Source organism: Streptomyces sp. CC0208 (genome assembly GCF_003443735.1).
Lineage (GTDB): Bacteria > Actinomycetota > Actinomycetes > Streptomycetales > Streptomycetaceae > Streptomyces > Streptomyces sviceus.
Map to the genome: position 1 here is coordinate 2,346,068 of NZ_CP031969.1, position 18,177 is coordinate 2,364,244.

The 18,177-nt window shown below is 69.4% G+C and carries 12 protein-coding genes; 3 read left to right on the forward strand and 9 right to left on the reverse strand.

Features of this window, described 5'->3' with window-relative positions; all coding sequences use genetic code 11:
* Nucleotides 1–61: 61 nt before the first annotated feature.
* Entirely contained in the window at nucleotides 62–667 is a 606-nt protein-coding gene (locus tag D1369_RS10555) for a YdbC family protein (protein WP_007385166.1), read from the reverse strand.
* A 121-nt stretch (nucleotides 668–788) separates the two neighbouring features.
* On the opposite strand from D1369_RS10555, the gene D1369_RS10560 reads away from it, so the two are divergent.
* Entirely contained in the window at nucleotides 789–1,340 is a 552-nt protein-coding gene (locus D1369_RS10560; protein ID WP_082319469.1) for a TerD family protein, read from the forward strand.
* Nucleotides 1,341–1,344: 4 nt separating this feature from the next.
* Here D1369_RS10560 and D1369_RS10565 read toward each other — a convergent pair whose 3' ends face one another.
* The 3 genes from D1369_RS10565 to nrdR all read right to left on the reverse strand — a co-directional run bounded on the left by D1369_RS10565 (nucleotide 1,345) and on the right by nrdR (nucleotide 5,837).
* Nucleotides 1,345–2,052, reverse strand: coding sequence for a DUF6215 domain-containing protein (locus tag D1369_RS10565; RefSeq protein WP_050789759.1), 708 nt, complete (start codon nucleotides 2,050–2,052; stop codon nucleotides 1,345–1,347).
* Between the two features lie 142 nt (nucleotides 2,053–2,194).
* Nucleotides 2,195–5,095: a vitamin B12-dependent ribonucleotide reductase gene (locus D1369_RS10570; protein ID WP_007385163.1), complete on the reverse strand. Its 2,901-nt coding sequence runs from the start codon at nucleotides 5,093–5,095 to the stop codon at nucleotides 2,195–2,197.
* Nucleotides 5,096–5,258: 163 nt separating this feature from the next.
* Nucleotides 5,259–5,837 (reverse strand): transcriptional regulator NrdR, encoded by a 579-nt coding sequence (gene nrdR, locus D1369_RS10575; RefSeq protein WP_007385162.1) that lies wholly within the window; start codon nucleotides 5,835–5,837, stop codon nucleotides 5,259–5,261.
* A 562-nt stretch (nucleotides 5,838–6,399) separates the two neighbouring features.
* Between nrdR and lexA the strand changes: the two genes are divergently transcribed.
* Entirely contained in the window at nucleotides 6,400–7,179 is a 780-nt protein-coding gene (gene lexA / locus D1369_RS10580; protein ID WP_007385161.1) for a transcriptional repressor LexA, read from the forward strand.
* A 142-nt stretch (nucleotides 7,180–7,321) separates the two neighbouring features.
* Here the strand turns inward: lexA and D1369_RS10585 are convergent, their stop codons facing one another.
* The 4 genes from D1369_RS10585 to D1369_RS10600 form a co-directional block, all read right to left on the reverse strand.
* Nucleotides 7,322–9,340, reverse strand: coding sequence for an ATP-dependent DNA helicase (locus tag D1369_RS10585; protein WP_118082425.1), 2,019 nt, complete (start codon nucleotides 9,338–9,340; stop codon nucleotides 7,322–7,324).
* A gap of 321 nt (nucleotides 9,341–9,661) precedes the next feature.
* A complete protein-coding gene (locus D1369_RS10590) occupies nucleotides 9,662–10,558 on the reverse strand; it encodes a GNAT family N-acetyltransferase (protein ID WP_007385159.1) in 897 nt (298 codons plus the stop codon).
* A 39-nt stretch (nucleotides 10,559–10,597) separates the two neighbouring features.
* Nucleotides 10,598–12,493 carry an IucA/IucC family protein gene (locus tag D1369_RS10595; protein ID WP_237557991.1) on the reverse strand — a complete coding sequence of 632 codons (1,896 nt, stop codon included), beginning with the start codon at nucleotides 12,491–12,493 and terminating at the stop codon, nucleotides 10,598–10,600.
* Nucleotides 12,494–13,295: 802 nt separating this feature from the next.
* On the reverse strand, nucleotides 13,296–14,804 hold the full coding sequence (locus D1369_RS10600) for a diaminobutyrate--2-oxoglutarate transaminase family protein (protein ID WP_007385157.1): 1,509 nt from the start codon (nucleotides 14,802–14,804) through the stop codon (nucleotides 13,296–13,298).
* Nucleotides 14,805–15,231: 427 nt separating this feature from the next.
* On the opposite strand from D1369_RS10600, the gene D1369_RS10605 reads away from it, so the two are divergent.
* Nucleotides 15,232–16,461, forward strand: a complete 1,230-nt coding sequence (locus tag D1369_RS10605) for a hypothetical protein (protein WP_007385156.1) — start codon at nucleotides 15,232–15,234, stop codon at nucleotides 16,459–16,461.
* Nucleotides 16,462–16,581: 120 nt separating this feature from the next.
* Here the strand turns inward: D1369_RS10605 and hflX are convergent, their stop codons facing one another.
* Nucleotides 16,582–18,078: a GTPase HflX gene (gene hflX, locus D1369_RS10610; RefSeq protein WP_007385155.1), complete on the reverse strand. Its 1,497-nt coding sequence runs from the start codon at nucleotides 18,076–18,078 to the stop codon at nucleotides 16,582–16,584.
* Nucleotides 18,079–18,177: the final 99 nt, after the last annotated feature.

Genomic DNA, 18,177 nt, shown 5'->3' on the forward strand with positions numbered 1-18,177 from the left:
TAGGTCACACATTTCCCGCACCATCGGCCGCGCAGAGGCGCCCGTCCGGTGAGTTCGGACATCAAACCGTCCAGGCCGGTTCGAGGTCCAGGATGTCACCCGTGAGGGCGGCGACGTCGGCCTCGGTCTGAGCCCTCAGCGCGAGCCGTTCCACCCGTTCGGTGCGGTACTTGCCGTGCTCGGCGGCCGACCGCCACATCGAGAGCACAAGGAACTCGTGTCCCGGAGCCTCGCCGAACAAGCCGCGGATCATGCCGGGTGAGCCGGCCATCGCCGGATTCCAGACCTTCTCCTGCATGAGGGTGAAATGCTCCGCGCGCTCCTCATGGACACGGCAGTGAGCGAATCGCACCAGGTCGGCGTCGGTGAAGCGGGGCTCGAAGCCCGTCTTCACGTCGAAGCGGTAGTCGAACAGTTTGACCTGGATGTCCTTGAACGTGCCGGACTGGGCCGCCGCGAGCCGGTCGTGGGAACGCGCCATGAAGGAGTCGTAGAAGGAACGGCTCTCCCAGAAGGAGAAGATGTGCGCCACACCCTGCCGCCCCCGGCTCCAGCCTCCGCCCTGTCCCCGAAACCCCGGCTCTCCCAGAAGCCCCGCCCACTTTCGCTGCCCCCGCTCGAAGCCGCGGCGGTCCACCACGGTGCAGCGAATCCACTTGACCAGCACCGCGCCATGGTAAGGCCCAGGAGCGTGGCGCCGGTCACGCTCGGCGGCAGAGGTGACCCACGAGTGACACACGCGCGTGGCAGGATGGACAACCGGTCCTGCCCGACCGGCAGTTCGGACCATGGCCACAGGGGGAAGGGGACATCTGGTGAGCGGCATCAACAAGGGGATCCGCAAGGTCGAGGTCGCGCTCAAGTGGGATCCCAGTCCGGCGGGGCAACCGCCCACCGACCTGGACATCGTCGCCGCCACCTACGTGGCGAGCGATCCGTACGGCGATCCCGCGTATGTGGTGCACTTCGACAGTCGTTCCCCCGACGGCACCATCTATCTCAACCGGGACAGCAAGGACGGCAAGGGCTTCGGCTGGGACGAGGTCATGACCCTCGAACTCGACCGGCTGGACGACCGGTACACGCGCGTGGTCGTCGGCGCCGTCATCCAGCAGCGCGACGTGCCCCGCACCTTCGTCGGCGTGATCAACCCGGGCCTGCGCATACGGGAGGGCTACACGGTCCTGGCCGAGGACGACTTCGGCGGCGTCCTCGGTGCCACGGCCGCGAGGATCGGGGAGTTCGTACGTCAGGAATCCGGCACCTGGGACTTCCACCCGGGCATCCGAGGCTTCGAGGACGACCCCGCGACGTTCACCCGGAGCATGGGCCGGGAGTGACGCCTCAGCCGACGGTCCAGCCCGGGACCGTCGGCAGCACCGTCTCGGCGACGCGGAACAACGCGAGGTCATCGGGCGGGACATCGTCCTGACGCCATATGGAGACCTCGTAGAAGCCGCCGCCGTCCTTGGTGTCCTTGGCGACCAGAAGGCTGCGGGCAATACCGCCGGGGCCGGTGTCGACCTTGCCCCCGCCGAGGTTGAATTTGAGGGCGATGGTCCGGTCCGAGTAGAGGACCGCCGGGTGCCCGCCTATGGTCCTGTTCTCCGCCGACCTCCCCAGGAAGCCGGCCATCTCGGCCACCGGGATGTCGTCGTCGGACGTCGAGAGGTTCACGGTGTAGGTGTCCAGCTGGACCTCCGCCTCGGGCGTGACGGTCTTGGTGCCGTCGGCCCAGTTGCCCACACTCTCGTTGCCGCTGGCGTTCATCGCGTACTCGGTCGGCGTGCCGAGCAGTGTCGGCAGGTCCGCCCGGTTCAGCGCCGTGCACAACTGCACCCCTGAGACAGGCTTGGACGGCCGGGCGTCGTCCGAGGTGTGACAGTCGGCTGGTTGCGGGTCGCTGGACTTCTGCTGAAAGGTCCCTGACAACAAAAGAGCCGCGAGACCCCCGACCACCACCAGTGCCGCCAGGACCTGACCCCACTCGTTCGGGCCCTTCTCAGGCTCTCCCGCACCCACCGCGGCATCGGCAATCTGCTGCTCAGCCATGTTCCCCGTGTCCCCCACCCTGCCGTTCGCGCCGGTCGTGCGCTGGGGGAGCCTAACGTGTGATCGCTCTGTGGAGAAACGGAAAAGCCGAAGGCGGTGCAGTCGACGTACGACTGCACCGCCCCGGACGACCTACCTCACATCAGCTGCAGCCGCTGGTGGAGCCGCAACCCTCGCAGATGTAGCAGGAACCGGCCCGCTGCATCTTCGTACCGCAGGAGAAGCACAGCGGGGCGTCGGCCTGGATGCCCAGCTGCATCTCCACCAACTCGGCGCTGGTGTGGGCCTGCTGCGGGGCGGGCTTGGCCGCCTCGACCTCGGCACGCGGCGTGGCCACGGCCTTCAGCTCCTGGGTACGCGGCGCCGACTGGGCCAGACCCTCGACGTCGACCTCCTCCTCCGTCGGCTCGTAGGAGCCGGTCTCGAGGTGGCGCTGACGCTCCTCGGCGGAGTGGATGCCGAGCGCGGAGCGGGTCTCGAAGGGCAGGAAGTCGAGCGCCAGGCGGCGGAAGATGTAGTCGACGATCGACTGCGCCATCCGCACGTCCGGGTCGTCCGTCATGCCGGCCGGCTCGAAGCGCATGTTGGTGAACTTCGAGACGTACGTCTCCAGCGGCACGCCGTACTGGAGACCGACGGAGACCGCGATGGAGAAGGCGTCCATCATGCCCGCGAGGGTGGAGCCCTGCTTGGACATCTTCAGGAAGACCTCGCCGAGACCGTCGTCCGGGTAGGAGTTGGCGGTCATGTAGCCCTCGGCGCCGCCGACCGTGAAGGACGTCGTGATGCCGGGACGGCCCTTCGGGAGGCGCTTGCGGACCGGGCGGTACTCGATGACCTTCTCGACCGTCTCGCGGATGGTCGCCTCGGCCTTCTCCGTGACCTCGGTCTTCTCCTTCTCCTTGGTCTTCGCGGAGAGGGGCTGGCCGACCTTGCAGTTGTCGCGGTAGATGGCGAGCGCCTTCACGCCCATCTTCCACGCCTCGAAGTAGACCTCTTCGACGTCCTCGACGGTAGCCGTCTCCGGCAGGTTGACCGTCTTGGAGAGCGCACCGGAGATCCACGGCTGGATCGCGGCCATCATGCGGACGTGGCCCATCGCGGAGATGGAGCGCTCGCCCATGGCGCAGTCGAACACCTCGTAGTGCTCGTGCTTGAGCCCGGGGGCGTCGATCACATTGCCGTTCTCGGCGATGTGGGCGACGATCGCCTCGATCTGCTCCTCCTGGTAGCCCAGGCGGCGCAGGGCCTGCGGGACGGTGCCGTTGACGATCTGCATCGAGCCGCCGCCGACCAGCTTCTTGAACTTGACCAGCGCGAGGTCGGGCTCGAGGCCGGTGGTGTCGCAGGACATCGCGAGACCGATGGTTCCGGTCGGGGCGATGACCGACGCCTGGGAGTTACGGAAACCGTTCTTCTCACCGAGGCGCAGAACATCCTGCCAGGCCTCCGTGGCGGCGGCCCAGATCGGCGTGTCGAGGTCGTCCACGCGGACGGCCTTGCCGTTCTCGTCGGAGTGCTGCTTCATGACCCGCAGATGCGGCTGGGCGTTGCGGGCGTAGCCGTCGTACGGGCCGACGACCGCGGCGAGTTCGGCGGAACGCCTGTACGAGGTACCGGTCATCAGAGAGGTGATGGACCCGGCGAGGGCGCGGCCGCCGTCGGAGTCGTACGCGTGGCCGGTCGCCATCAGCAGGGCGCCGAGGTTGGCGTAGCCGATGCCGAGCTGGCGGAACGCGCGCGTGTTCTCACCGATCTTCTGCGTCGGGAAGTCCGCGAAGCAGATGGAGATGTCCATCGCGGTGATGACGAGCTCGACGACCTTGGCGAAACGCTCGACCTCGAAGGACTGGTTGCCCTTGCCGTCGTCCTTCAGGAACTTCATGAGGTTCAGCGAGGCGAGGTTGCAGGACGTGTTGTCCAGGTGCATGTACTCGCTGCAGGGGTTCGAGCCGTTGATACGGCCGGACTCCGGGCAGGTGTGCCAGTGGTTGATGGTGTCGTCGTACTGGATGCCCGGGTCGGCACAGGCCCACGCGGCCTCGGCCATCTTGCGGAACAGCGCCTTGGCCTCGACCTCTTCGATGACCTCGCCGGTCATACGGGACGTCAGGCCGAACTTGCCGCCCGTCTCGACGGCCTTCATGAACGCGTCGTTCACGCGGACCGAGTTGTTGGCGTTCTGGTACTGGACGGACGTGATGTCGTCGCCGCCCAGGTCCATGTCGAAGCCCGCGTCGCGCAGGGCGCGGATCTTCTCCTCTTCCTTCACCTTGGTCTCGATGAAGTCCTCGATGTCGGGGTGGTCGACGTCGAGGATGACCATCTTGGCGGCGCGACGCGTGGCGCCACCCGACTTGATCGTTCCTGCGGAGGCGTCGGCACCGCGCATGAAGGAGACGGGACCCGAGGCGTTGCCGCCCGAGGACAGCAGCTCCTTGGAGGAGCGGATGCGGGAGAGGTTCAGGCCGGCGCCGGAGCCGCCCTTGAAGATCATGCCCTCTTCCTTGTACCAGTCGAGGATCGACTCCATGGAGTCGTCGACGGACAGGATGAAGCAGGCGGAAACCTGCTGCGGCTGGGGCGTGCCGACGTTGAACCACACGGGGCTGTTGAAGCTGAAGATCTGGTGCAGGAGGGCGTACGCCAGTTCGTGCTCGAAGATCTCCGCGTCGGCGGGCGAGGCGAAGTACTTGTAGTCCTCGCCGGCCTTCCGGTACGTCTTCACGATGCGGTCGATGAGCTGCTTGAGGCTCACCTCGCGCTGAGGGGTGCCGACGGCACCGCGGAAGTACTTGCTGGTGACGATGTTGACCGCGTTCACCGACCAGAAGTCGGGGAACTCGACGCCACGCTGCTCGAAGTTGACCGAGCCGTCGCGCCAGTTGGTCATGACGACGTCACGAAGCGCCCATTCCACCTCGTCGTACGGATGCACGCCGGGGGTGGTGTGGATGCGCTCGATGCGCAGGCCCTTGTTCGCAGTCGCCTTGGTGCCCTTGGCGCGGGAACTCCGTGCCGGACCGCTCGCCGTCTCTGTCATGCCGCCTCCCTGTACGGGCGTAAACGCCCTGAAGTGCCCCGTTGTTCCCGTGGCACGGTGTTCTGTCTGGTATTGCGGGCACCCACTCGCTACCGCCCGCAACAGGTCTTGGTTCGCCGCCGCCCGGCCGGCCCGGAGCCCTGACCCCGGCCCGGCCCGCCGATCAGTCGGCGGCGCGGGCGGGCTCGGGGACCTGAGCAGTCTCTCCGGGCCCGCGCTCGTCTTCCTGGCTCCCCGAGACGGCCTCGTCGCCGCCCACAGCCTCTCCGCGGTCCTCGTCGTCCGCGGCGGGGGGCCCCGTGTCTTCCCTCAGTTCCGCGATCGCGGCCTCGAAGTCGTCGAGCGAGTCGAACGCCCGGTAGACGGAGGCGAATCGCAGATACGCGACGAGATCGAGCTCCTGCAACGGGCCGAGTATGGCCAGCCCCACGTCATGAGTGGTCAACTCGGCGCTTCCGGTGGCCCGCACGGCCTCCTCGACCCGTTGGCCGAGCTGGGCGAGCGCATCCTCGGTGACAGGCCTCCCCTGGCATGCCTTGCGCACACCGTTGATGACCTTGGTACGACTGAAAGGCTCGGTGACTCCTGACCGCTTGACCACCATCAGCGAGCACGTCTCCACGGTCGTGAAACGACGGGAGCAGTCCGGACACTGGCGGCGCCTGCGGATCGACGTGCCGTCGTCGGTCGTACGACTGTCGACGACGCGGCTGTCGGGGTGCCTGCAGAAGGGGCAGTGCATGATCTCCCAACCCTCCTCACAGCAGACTCAATAGCTTCGCTGAGCCCCATGGGCCCCTCGAAGCAGCCCCCAGCATAGGCGATCGCAGCGAGTGCGGAGACCCGGGGGACCACAACTTCTGGGCTGCTGTAGCAATCCAAGCACTACATGTAGGGATTGGCACGGCATACACGCCGTACACGCGTGTCGCACCCGTATTGGCATGTGCCATACGACCGTCCCGATGCCCGGCGAACACGACGCACAGCCGTATCGCTGCGACGCATGCGGAGATACCGTGGGCGCCACAAGGAGGGGACGTGGGATTCCCGCACAGATGGGAGCCGTTACCCGGCCGATGGGGCACTGGGTGGCAGACTGGGGCAGCAGCCCACGAGGTCGCCATCCGGCGGTGAAGAGTACAACAATGCGCCCTTTTGTTCGGCAGGCGGCACGTTAGCCATACACCCAGACACATGATCGCGTCAGGCCATCCGCGATTTTTCACTCGAACGTGTGTTTGGCGCAACCTTTCGAAAGCAACTACCGTTGTCCAGCAGGGAGACCATCGAGAGGGGCCGACGTGACCACGACCGCAGACAGTGCCACCATCACTGCCCAGGACCGTTCCCAGGGCCGACTCGAGCCGGTGCATGCGATGAACGAAGCCGCGAACCCGGAGGGGCACAAGCGCTCCCTGCCGGGCCGACCTCCAGGCATCCGGGCCGACAGCTCGGGACTCACCGACAGGCAGCGCCGGGTGATCGAGGTCATCAGGGACTCCGTCCAGCGGCGCGGCTACCCGCCGTCGATGCGGGAGATCGGCCAGGCGGTCGGCCTGTCCAGCACCTCGTCCGTCGCACACCAGCTGATGGCACTGGAGCGCAAGGGCTTCCTGCGCCGCGACCCACACCGCCCGCGCGCGTACGAGGTGCGCGGCTCGGACCAGGGCGCCTCCGTGCAGCCCACGGACACCGCGGGCAAGCCTGCCGCGTCGTACGTCCCGCTGGTGGGCCGGATCGCCGCAGGTGGCCCGATCCTCGCCGAGGAATCCGTCGAGGACGTGTTCCCCCTCCCGCGCCAGCTCGTCGGTGACGGTGAGCTGTTCGTGCTGAAGGTCGTCGGCGACTCGATGATCGAGGCCGCGATCTGTGACGGCGACTGGGTCACCGTGCGCCGCCAGCCCGTCGCCGAGAACGGCGACATCGTGGCCGCAATGCTCGAGGGCGAGGCCACCGTCAAGCGCTTCAAGCGCGAGGACGGCCATGTCTGGCTCCTCCCCCACAACTCCGCGTACGAGCCGATCCCGGGCGACGACGCGACGATCCTCGGCAAGGTGGTCGCGGTGCTGCGGCGCGTCTGAGCACCGCGGTCGGCCTCGCCGACCCGACCGGGCCCCGGAACCCCTGCGCCGGTTCCGGGGCCCTGCGCTGTCCGGCCCCCGTCACGGGGCGCTCGGCATCGTCGGTTGGTCCGACCCGGCGCCGGGTCGGACCAACCGACAGTCACCCGAGCTCCGCCCGGGCCTTCTCGGCCTCGGCCGCGAGCTCCGCCACTTCCGTGGCCTTCGCCGCGGCGTCGATGGCCGCCAGCGACTTCCGCACCTGGTTACGGTCCGTCGTGTACCAGAAGTCAGGCAGTGACGCCTTGAGATAGCTGCCGTACCGCGCCGTGGCCAGCCGCTGATCCAGTACGGCGACCACGCCACGGTCCCCCGATGCCCGTACGAGGCGACCGGCGCCCTGGGCCATGAGCAGGGCGGCGTGTGTGGCCGCGACCGCCATGAAGCCGTTGCCGCCCGCCTCCTCCACCGCCTTCTGGCGAGCGCTCATCAGGGGGTCGTCGGGGCGCGGGAACGGGATCTTGTCCATGACGACCAGCTGGCAGCTGGGTCCGGGCACATCGACGCCCTGCCAGAGCGACAGCGTGCCGAAGAGACAGGTCTTCGGGTCGGCCGCGAAGTTCTTGATCAGTTCGCCGAGGGTCTCCTCGCCCTGGAGGAGGATCGGGAACTCCGGGACACGGGAGCGCAGTTCCTCGGCGGCCAACTGAGCCGCCCTCATGGACGAGAAGAGCCCCAGGGTCCGACCGCCGGCCGCCTGGATGAGCTCCGTAAGTTCGTCCAGCATGTCCACTCGGTCGCCGTCACGCGCCGGGCGCGAGAGGTGCTTGGCGACATAGAGGATGCCCTGCCTGGGGTAGTCAAAGGGCGAACCGACGTCGAGCCCCTTCCACTTCGGCAGGTCATCCCCCTCGGTTCCTTCCGGAGCGAGCCCCAGCGACGCCCCTACGCCGTTGAAGTCGCCGCCGAGCTTCAGGGTCGCCGAGGTCAGGACCACGGAGCGGTCCGCGAACAGCTTCTCCCGCAGCAGACCGGACACGGACATGGGGGCCACGCGCAGGGAGGCCCCGAAGCGGTCATGACGCTCGTACCAGACGACGTCCCACTCCGAACCGTTCGTGATCCGCTCCGCCACGTCGTGCACCGCCTCCACCGAGGCCAGCGCCTGCTTGCGGACCGCGTCCTCGTCCTGGACCGACTTGTCGCGCGTCGCTCCGATCGCGGAGATGACCGTACGGGCGGCGTCGCGCAGAGCCATCAGCGCGTAGCCCAGGTCCTCCGGGATCTCCTCCAGCCGACCGGGCAGAGCAAGCTCCATCAGCCGCTCGAAGCCCTCGGCCGCGGTCTGGAGCTGGTCGGCCGCCTTCTCATTGACGAGCTTCGCGGCGCGGCGCACCGCGCGGTTGACCTGGCCCGGGGTGAGCTCGCCGGTGGCGACGCCGGTGACCCGGGAGACCAGCTCGTGCGCCTCGTCGACGATCAGCACTTCGTGCTGGGGAAGGACGGGGGCGCCTTCGATGGCGTCGATCGCGAGCAGCGCGTGGTTGGTGACGACGACCTCCGCGAGCTTGGCGCGCTCGCGGGCCATCTCGGCGAAGCACTCCGCGCCGTAGGCGCACTTCGTCGCCCCCAGGCACTCGCGGGAGGACACGGAGATCTGCGCCCAGGCCCGGTCGGAGACGCCCGGCGTGAGGTCGTCGCGGTCACCGGTCTCGGTGTCCTGCGACCAGTCCCGCAGCCGCAGCAGGTCCTGACCGAGCTTGCTGGTGGGCGCGGCGGCCTCGAACTGGTCGAAGAGGCCCTCCTCCTCGTCCTGCGGGACGCCTTCGTGGAGGCGGTGCAGACACAGATAGTTCGACCGGCCCTTGAGCATCGCGAACTCCGGGCGGCGGCGCAGCAGCGGGTGCAGTGCGTCGACCGTGCGCGGCAGATCGCGCTCGACGAGCTGTCTCTGCAGGGCCAGGGTGGCCGTCGCGACGACGACCCGCTCCCCGTGCGCGAGCGCGGGCACGAGATAGCCCAGTGACTTTCCGGTACCGGTGCCGGCCTGCACCAGCAGGTGGGAACCGTCGTCGATCGCGTCCGCGACGGATTCGGCCATGGTCACCTGGCCGGGGCGCTCCGTACCGCCGACGGCAGTGACGGCAGCATGCAGGAGTTCGGGGAGTGAGGGCTTCGTCATAGCGCGACCACCCTACGGCCCGGCACTGACAAAGGGGTGATCAAGGCAGGGACCAGGGGCGGGATCAAGACCGTGAGCTCCTCGGAGAAGTAGCGGCGTGGCGGCTGGACCGGCTCGACCCGGTTCAGCTTCAGCGGGGACTGGTCCTGTCGGGACCGGTCGGGACCGAGTTCGATCCAGAAGCGGCCGGAATTGATCGAGTCCGGTGGGGTGGCACGGCGGCAGCCGTCCGGGGCGAGCCCGTCGGAAAAAGTCTCGCTGCGAGTGGGAACCGTCTCGGCGCGAGCGGTGTACCAAAAGTGATTGCACGATGACGCACTGCTACAGCAGATCGCGCAGGGCCCGGTCTCGGATCATGAGGGCCGCCCGCTTGGCGGGCAGGTCCACCTCGGCCGAGAAGCGGAATCCTGCATTCAGAAAGGCGGTGACGGAGGGGATGTTGCGAAGGTCGGGTTCCGCGACGACGCGGGCACAGGCGGAGCGCCTGTCGAGTACGAGATCGGCGACGGCTCTGAGAAGAGTGCTGCCGAGACCGCGCCCGCGATGGGTGACCGCGCCGATGAGGAGATGGATACCCGTGTCGTGCGGTCGGGCCGGATAGTGGCGGGCCAGCGGATCCAGGTCGGCTCGATAGATCTCCCAGTAGCTCATCGGGGCGCCCTCCAGCACCCCTAGGCAGGGGACGCTGCGCCCGTCATCAGCCAGCTGGGACCGCAGGTGGTCCTCCGTCACGTTCTGGGGCCCGGCCAGCTCCCAGAACGCGCTCACGGCGGGGTCGTTCATCCAACGGCAGACGAGAGGAAGGTCCCGCTCGACGCGTACGGGCACGAGTTGGAACGCGCCCACCGGGGTCGTGATCGGCCCCCACTCGGCGACGCCGTCGAGCAGGTCGTCGTCGGCCGGGGTGAGTGAGGAGGCCGGTGCAGTGGTGTCGCCCCAGCTCTGTTGCCGGCGCCCGTGCCCGGTTCCGGAATCGAGGTCGGGGCCGGGGCCAGTGTCGGTGTCGGTGTCGTCCGAGCGCAGCTGTTCTGTCTCGAAGAGCGCGAGGAATTCGTCCGGCAGACGCAGGTCCAGCGTGTCCTCCTGGTCGGTGCTCCAGTCGGCGCTCCGGTCGGCGCCCTCGGCGATGCCGTCCCCGGCCGGGGCGGGGCAGGTGCCGGTGCCGATGTCGGGCACGAGGGCGGAAACGGCGTCGGCAGTCCTGTCGCTGGGAGACACGGGGACGTTCCTCTCAGGAGGTGGGGTGGGTCATGTTCCTCAGGAGTGAAGGGGGTTGGCGATGGTGACGTAGACGGACTGGGTGTCGACCGGGCCTACGAGTTCGTCCAGGCCGTGCACGCGGGTCAGCAGATTGGCCTTGCAGCGCAGGATGGGTGAGTCGAGCAGGCGGCCGGGAAGCGTGGTGCGCAGTCGGGTGGGTCCGGAGGCCACGTCGGCGAGGAAGCGGCGGAAGGCGGCGAGCAGCAGCCGTTCGTCGGCCAGGTGCTGGGAGCCGAACGCACCGATGAGGCCGAAGACGTTGTTGATCGCGAGGTAGTAGGAGAAGCGCTCGTCGGTGACCTCGTCGGAGACGAAGGTGTCGCTGTGTGTACCGATGCCGGGCAGCCGGGCGTCGAGTTCCGCACGCCGGGACTCACGGAAGTAGTAGCCCTGGTTGTCGCGGTAGCGGCCACCGGCGGGCCAGCCGTCGCCGTCCAGCAGGACCAAGGTGTTCTGCTGGTGTGCCTCCAGCGCGATGCCCGCCTCCCCGTCGAGCCACAGCACCGGGCGGACGACGTGTTCCAGGTAGCGCAGGAACCACTCGGCGGCGACGGCTCCTCGGGGGCGGCCGGTGCGGGCGGCCAAGCGCGTGACGACCTCGGCCAGCCGGGACCGCCAGGCCGACCGGTCCGTCTCCGGACCGTCCGGTCCCAGGCGGCCCATGCTCGGGTCGCCCATGCGCGGACGGTCCTCGGTGGTGCCGGCTCGGGCGTGGGGGCGCGGTGAGACGAGCCCTGCGATGCAGGAGACGTCGCGCGAGGGGCTGAACGGGTTGTGCCGGATCACCACGTCGAATCCGGGGGCGGGCCTGCCGTCGGGCCCGTCGACGCCGAGCCATGCCGGGTCGCGGACGATGTCGAACGCCGGGTGGGCCGCCTGCCACTCCGTGGACACGCCGCTGCGCAGGAGCCGGTGCACCTCGACGCCACGGTGGAGCTCCTTGCGGAGGTTCTCGCGGCGGGAGTTGGTGATGCGCAGGCCCAGCGAGAGCTTGAGCATGGCGGGGGCGCCGGAGCGATGGACAGTCCGTACGGAGGAGGTGGGGTGCCAAGGGGAGCCGTGGGCGCCCAGGTCCTGGAGCAGTCCGGTGTCGAAGAGCAGGGCGGTCTCGGGGCGGTGCCGTACCTCGCGGAGCTGCCAGGGGTGAAGCGGCAGGGCCGTGTGTCCGTCGGGCAGCGCCAGGTCGGGGCCGGCCAGGCGCCGGGTGAGCTGGGCGGCGGCGACGGGACGGCCGCGTTCGGTCCAGGCCGAGTCCGTGGCGAGGAGAGAGGGATCGACAGCGAGCCAGTGCAGGGGGAAGGAGCCGCGCAGTTCGGGTGAATACAGGGCCGCTTCGGCTTCGGAGAGACCTTCGCGGCTCTTCGGGGCCGGGTGCAGAGGGTGGCCGAGGACGAGCGACTGCTCGGCGGTGAGGAAGAGGTCGGGGCGGTCGAGGACGTGGAGGGGCGCGCCCGAGTCGAGGACGAGGCCGGGGCGGTCGTCGCTGTCCTTGCGGCGCTCGCGGACGAAGGTGGCGGTGCGGCGGACGGAGTCGGCCACACGGGCCACCAGTTCGGCACCGCCGGCGGAGGCGGGAGCCTCTTTCGCCGCCGACTCACGGGTGAGCAGTGCCGCGACTGTGACGGCGTCGGCCGGCAGGGCCTGTTCGGGGGCGTCGGCGAGACGCGGGAGGCCGAAGCGGTGCCATCCCGTCGGGGACCAGTAGTGGACGGGGACGAGGAGGGATGTGCCACTGGCGGGGAGTGGGATGCGGAGGGTGCCGCCTGTGGGGGCGGACAGGTCGGTCTCGCGGACCCAGCATCGCAGCAGATTCTCCACGGTCGCGGCTTCGGCCGCGGTGTGTGGGTCGGGGTGGGTCAGGAGGTCGGTGGTGGCGCCGCTCAGGCGTTCCAGTTCGGGCGGACCGCCCTGGGACGGAGTGTGGGCGGGGCGGGAGCGGCGCTGCGGGGAGGGAGGTGTGTCGGAGTGGTTGCGCGGGTGCGTGGGGGTGGGGGTGGGGCTGTGGGGAGTGGGGGTGGTGTTCAAGTTCGGTGTTCCTCGGTGGGTCTGCCTCGAAGGCTGCTGACTCGTGGGCGGTGGGTCGAAGTGGTGGTGTCGGTGGCGGGACCGGTGGTGGTGTCCAGACGGGGTCGGCTCGGTGTTGGTGCGGGGGCGGCTGGTGGGGCTTGGTGAGAAGGGCGGTCTAGTCGCGTGGAGGTGAGCGGTGTTCGGGAGGGAATCGGTGAGCAATCGACGTGATGGGGGCGGCTGCTCGGAGGTGCCGGCGAGCGGTGTGCGACTCGGCCTACGGCGCGAGGGACGGGAGCGGCTGCGGGGTGAGGCCGGACTCCGACTTCTGGCCTGGCCCCGGTTCCGCCCTCGGCCTCGACTCCGGCCCCCGCTCGGACCCGGTTCCGGTCCTGGCCCCCGACCTCAGCGCCTACGCCAGTTCCAGCTCCAACTCCGGCTCCGGCTCCGGCTCCGGGCGCTGCTCAGGGTCCGGCATTGGTTGCGGCTGTCACGTCGGCTTCCGGAGGAGCGGTCGCTCCGCCCGAGGGCGTGGCTGCGATTCCGGTTCCCTGCCCGGTTCCAGCCAGCCCACCGGCCCTTGCCGCTCCATCCGCCCAGGCCGACATACCAGCCTCCGCCGCTCTACCGACCCCAGCCGACACACCAGCTCCCTCCGCCCCTCCGGCTCACGTCGCCGCCCCGGCAGCTACCCCGTCCCCTCGCCCCGGCCTCGCCGTCGATGCCGCCGTTGCCTCTCGCTGTCAGGGCCGTGGCTGCGGGCCACCGCTGCCACGGCGTCGGCGAGGCGGTCGAGAACGGCTGTCGTCTGTTCGTCGGTGATGGTCAGGGGCGGGAGCAGGCGGATGACACTCGCGTGACGGCCACCGAGCTCGACGATCAGGCCACGCCGGAGGCACTCTCGCTGGACGGCGGCGGCAAGCTCGGGAGAGGCGGGGCGAGGAGAAGGGATGGTGCCGGGCACCACTGCGGCACTCGCACCACGGGGACCACCCAACCCGATCGTGCCCAGCAGGCCTGCGGGCTCCTTCCCCTCCGCAGTCTCGCCCTCTCCCTCCATCTCCCCGTCCACCATCTCGACCCCAATCATCAACCCCCTCCCCCGCACATCACCGATCACAGAAAACTCCTGGGCCAGCGACCGAAGTTGCTGCAGCATCCGTGCGCCCAGCGTTGCCGCGCGCGCAGTGAGGTCGTTCTCGCGGACGTAAGCCATCGTGGCCGTGCCCGCGGCCATGGCGAGTTGGTTGCCGCGGAAGGTGCCGGCGTGGGCGCCGGGTTCCCAGACGTCGAGGTCGTCGCGGTAGACGACGACGGCGAGAGGCAGGCTGCCGCCGATGGCCTTGGAGAGGACCATCACGTCGGGGGTGATGCCGCTGTGCTCCACAGCCCAGAAGGCACCGGTGCGGCCGACCCCCGTCTGGACCTCGTCGGCGATGAGCGGGACCGAACGGTCGGCCGTGATGCGGCGCATGCGCCGCATCCACTCGTCCGGGGCCGGCAGCACACCGCCCTCGCCCTGGACGGGTTCGAGAATCATCCCGGCGGGCAGCGGCACCCCGGATTTGGGGTCGTCGAGCACGGATTGAGTCCACCGGGCGGCGAGTTCGGCGCCGTGCGGGCCACCGACCCCGAAGGGGCAGCGGTAGTCCTGCGGATAGGGCAACCGGGCGACCCGTACGTCGAAGGCGCCACCGGACGCTTCAAGTGCTCCGGAGGTCATGCCGTGGTAGGCGCCGGCGAACGCGAGGATGCCGTTGCGGCCGGTCGCGGCGCGTACGAGCTTGAAGGCGGCCTCCACGGCGTCGGTGCCGGCGGGGCCGCAGAACTGCACGCGTGCGTGGTCGGCGAGCCCGGGAGGGAGAGTGCGGAACAGTTCGGTGATGAAGGCGTCCTTGACGGGGGTCGCGAGGTCAAGGACGTGGAGGGGCGCGCCCGAGTCGAGGACCTTGCGGATCGCTTCCAGGACGACGGGGTGGTTGTGTCCGAGGGCCAGGGTGCCGGCGCCGGAGAGACAGTCGAGGTAGCGGCGGCCGTCCGCACCCTCGATGGTCAGGCCGCGTGCGCGTACCGGGACGATCGGGAGGGCGCGGGCGTAGGTGCGCGCGGCCGACTCACGGGCCGACTGGCGCCGGAGGATCCCTTCGTGAGCCGGGCGGGCCTGCGACGGTTCCGCGACGGCGGTGGGCCCCGCCATGTCCTCCCCGGATGCGATCTCGGTCACGGCCATGGTTCTCCCGTCGTCGCGCTGTGCAGGGGCAAGCGGTTCCCTCGCGGACTCGCCCGCCCCGAGATACGGAGCCCCGGAACCCTTTGCTCGACCTCGCGGCACATCGATGCCCCGACTGTCGGGAAAACTCGGGGGGTTGGGGCGTGGAGGACCGAACCGTCCGCCGACGTCAGGCCCCCCACCGCTACCAACCGCGGACTGTTCGGCGGGTTACGGGTTGACCGCAGATCTTTGACATGTCGGAACCATTGCGGTTCGGCGGGAAGTCCCCCATAACGGGCGCATGGTGTGTGGTGCCGTTTCAAGGCGCGGTGCCGGAAAGTGAACTCGTAGGCATCTGTGGGAAGTCCCGGGTTCCGGCACCGGGTTCGTCCGCACCAGGGGGAGGCAGAGCATGCGAACCGAACCGCTGTTGTTGACCGCTCGCGGCGAAGGCCAAAAGGGTGCGCGCCGCAGAACCTCTCGCGTGCTGGCTGCCACGGCCCTCGCCTCGTTGCTGGCGTTGACCGCCACCGGCTGTGGCTCGGGCGACCCGGAGGCGAACGCGCAGGCCTCCGCCTCTGCCGCGGCCGAGGGGGACGGCAAGATCACAATCCCGGAGGACATCAGGGACCGGCTCAAGGAACACGGGATCGATGTCGACAAGTGGAAGGACGGCGCCTGGAAGAACTGGGACAGGGACGACTGGCTGCGCGAGGCCCAGGACTACATCAATCCCGTCATCGAGGGCCTGTGGGACCCGGACCGGATGCAGGGGGCCGAGGATCCCGACCGTGGTGTCCAGGAGAGCGACCTCTCGGGTGACCAGGGTGTGACCGACCCGGAGCCGGCGCCGGTGGACGCGAAGGCCGTGTCGCCTACGTACCACGACAACGTCCCCGAGGCGGGCAAGGTGTTCTTCGACTCCCCCGAAGGCACGATGGTCTGCTCGGCGACGGTCGTGGCGGACCCGGCCCACCCGGGCAGGTCCAACCTGGTGTGGACGGCGGGGCATTGTGTGCACGCGGGCAGGAGCGGCGGCTGGTTCCGCAACATCGCGTTCGTGCCGTCGTACAACGACCAGGCCCTCTCCGCAGCGGGGTTGGCCGGTGCGACCGAGGACGAGCTCGCTCCGTACGGCGTCTGGTGGGCCGACTGGGCGGGAACCTCGGACCAGTGGATCGCGCAGGGCGGTCCGACCGGCGGGGAGGGTGCCCCGTACGACTTCGCCGTCATCCATGTGACGCCTGAGGAGGGGGGCAGCGGCAAGTCCTTGGAGGGGACGGTCGGTTCGGCCCTGCCGGTGAACTTCGCGGCGCCGGCGGTGCCGCGGGTGGAGAGCATCACGGTCGACGGGTATCCGGCGGCGGCGCCGTTCGACGGGGAGACGCTGTACCAGTGCCAGGACAGGCCGGGACGGTTGTCCATCAACGCCTCGGATCCGACGATGTACCGGATCGGCTGCACCATGACCGGTGGTTCGTCCGGCGGCGGCTGGGTCGCGACGGGTGCGGACGGTGAGCCGGCGCTGGTGTCCAACACTTCGATCGGACCGGTGAACGCGGGCTGGCTGGCCGGACCCCGGCTGGGTGCGGTGGCCAAAGGGGTGTACGACTCGGTCAGTCAGAAGTTCGCCGGCCGGTGACAGTTCCCGGTCGCGGTCGTCCCGAGCCCGTGACCGACCACGCACGCCGGTGTCCCGTACATGCTGAAGGCCCGCCCCTTTCTCTCGAAAAGGGCGGGCCTGTCAGGAGAGCTACGGCACTCAGGCCACGACCGGTGCCGGCACGTACGGCGCGAGCTCGGCGGCCAGTTCCTCGTGCACCCGCACCTTGAGCAGGGTGCCCTCCGCCGTGTGCTCCTCGGAGATCACCTCGCCCTCGTCGTGGGCGCGGGCGACCAGCTTGCCGTGGGTGTACGGCACGAGCGCCTCGATCTCGACGGACGGCCTGGGCAGTTCGTTGTCGATCAGGGCAAGCAGCTCGGGGATGCCCTGGCCGGTACGGGCCGAGACCGCGATGGAACGCTTCTCGATGCGCATCAGCCGCTGGAGCGTCAGCGGGTCCGCCGCGTCGGCCTTGTTGATCACCACGATCTCGGGCACGCCGGTGGCGCCGACGTCCCTGACCACCTCGCGTACGGCGGCCAGCTGCTCCTCCGGGTTCGGGTGCGAGCCGTCCACCACGTGCAGGATCAGGTCGGACTCACCGACCTCCTCCATGGTGGAGCGGAACGCCTCGACCAGGTGGTGCGGCAGGTGCCGTACAAAACCGACGGTGTCGGCCAGTGTGTACAGACGGCCGCTCGGGGTCTCCGCCCGGCGGACGGTGGGGTCCAGGGTCGCGAACAGGGCGTTCTCGACCAGGACGCCCGCGCCCGTGAGGCGGTTGAGCAGGGACGACTTGCCGGCGTTCGTGTAACCCGCGATGGCGACCGAGGGCACCTTGTGGCGCTTGCGTTCCTGGCGCTTGATCTCGCGGCCCGTCTTCATGTCCGCGATCTCCCGGCGCATCTTCGCCATCTTCTCGCGGATCCGACGCCGGTCCGTCTCGATCTTGGTCTCACCGGGACCACGGGTGGCGAGGCCGCCGCCCTTGCCGCCGCCCATCTGACGGGACAGCGACTGACCCCAGCCACGCAGTCGCGGCAGCATGTACTGCATCTGCGCGAGCGCGACCTGCGCCTTGCCCTCACGGGACTTGGCGTGCTGGGCGAAGATGTCGAGGATCAGGGCCGTACGGTCGATGACCTTGACCTTGACGACGTCTTCGAGGGCGATGAGCTGGCCCGGGCTGAGCTCGCCGTCGCAGATGACGGTGTCGGCGCCGGACTCCACGACGATGTCACGCAGCTCCAGAGCCTTGCCGGAACCGATGAAAGTGGCCGCGTCGGGCTTGTCGCGGCGCTGGATCACGCCGTCGAGCACGAGTGCGCCCGCGGTCTCCGCGAGGGCGGCGAGCTCCGCGAGGGAGTTGTCGGCGTCCTGCACGGTCCCCGTGGTCCAGACGCCGACGAGGACGACCCGCTCCAGACGGAGCTGGCGGTACTCGACCTCGGTGACGTCCTCGAGCTCGGTGGAGAGGCCGGCGACGCGCCGCAGGGCCGCGCGCTCGGAGCGGTCGAACTGGTCGCCGTCCCGCTCTCCGTCGATCTCGTGGCTCCAGGCGACGTCCTCTTCCATCAGGGCATCGGCCCGAAGACCTTCGGCGTATGTGTGCGCGAGGCGCTGCGTGTCCTGGGAAGGGGAAGAAGAGGAGGTCATTGGATCCTTACGTCGATGGGGATTCCGATTCGGCGGTCATACGACTCAACGCACGAACACTCCGGGAGATTCCCGCGCCCCGTGCGGCGCCGACCTGAA

What these genes read in the sequence shown, in the direction of transcription:
- D1369_RS10560 (WP_082319469.1), top strand. Translation starts at nt 789, where the DNA reads ATGGCCACAGGGGGAAGGGGACATCTGGTGAGCGGCATCAACAAGGGG.
- D1369_RS10565 (WP_050789759.1), bottom strand. Translation starts at nt 2,052, where the DNA reads ATGGCTGAGCAGCAGATTGCCGATGCCGCGGTGGGTGCGGGAGAGCCT.
- D1369_RS10570 (WP_007385163.1), bottom strand. Translation starts at nt 5,095, where the DNA reads ATGACAGAGACGGCGAGCGGTCCGGCACGGAGTTCCCGCGCCAAGGGC.
- nrdR (WP_007385162.1), bottom strand. Translation starts at nt 5,837, where the DNA reads ATGCACTGCCCCTTCTGCAGGCACCCCGACAGCCGCGTCGTCGACAGT.
- D1369_RS10585 (WP_118082425.1), bottom strand. Translation starts at nt 9,340, where the DNA reads ATGACGAAGCCCTCACTCCCCGAACTCCTGCATGCTGCCGTCACTGCC.
- D1369_RS10600 (WP_007385157.1), bottom strand. Translation starts at nt 14,804, where the DNA reads ATGGCGGGGCCCACCGCCGTCGCGGAACCGTCGCAGGCCCGCCCGGCT.
- D1369_RS10605 (WP_007385156.1), top strand. Translation starts at nt 15,232, where the DNA reads ATGCGAACCGAACCGCTGTTGTTGACCGCTCGCGGCGAAGGCCAAAAG.
- hflX (WP_007385155.1), bottom strand. Translation starts at nt 18,078, where the DNA reads ATGACCTCCTCTTCTTCCCCTTCCCAGGACACGCAGCGCCTCGCGCAC.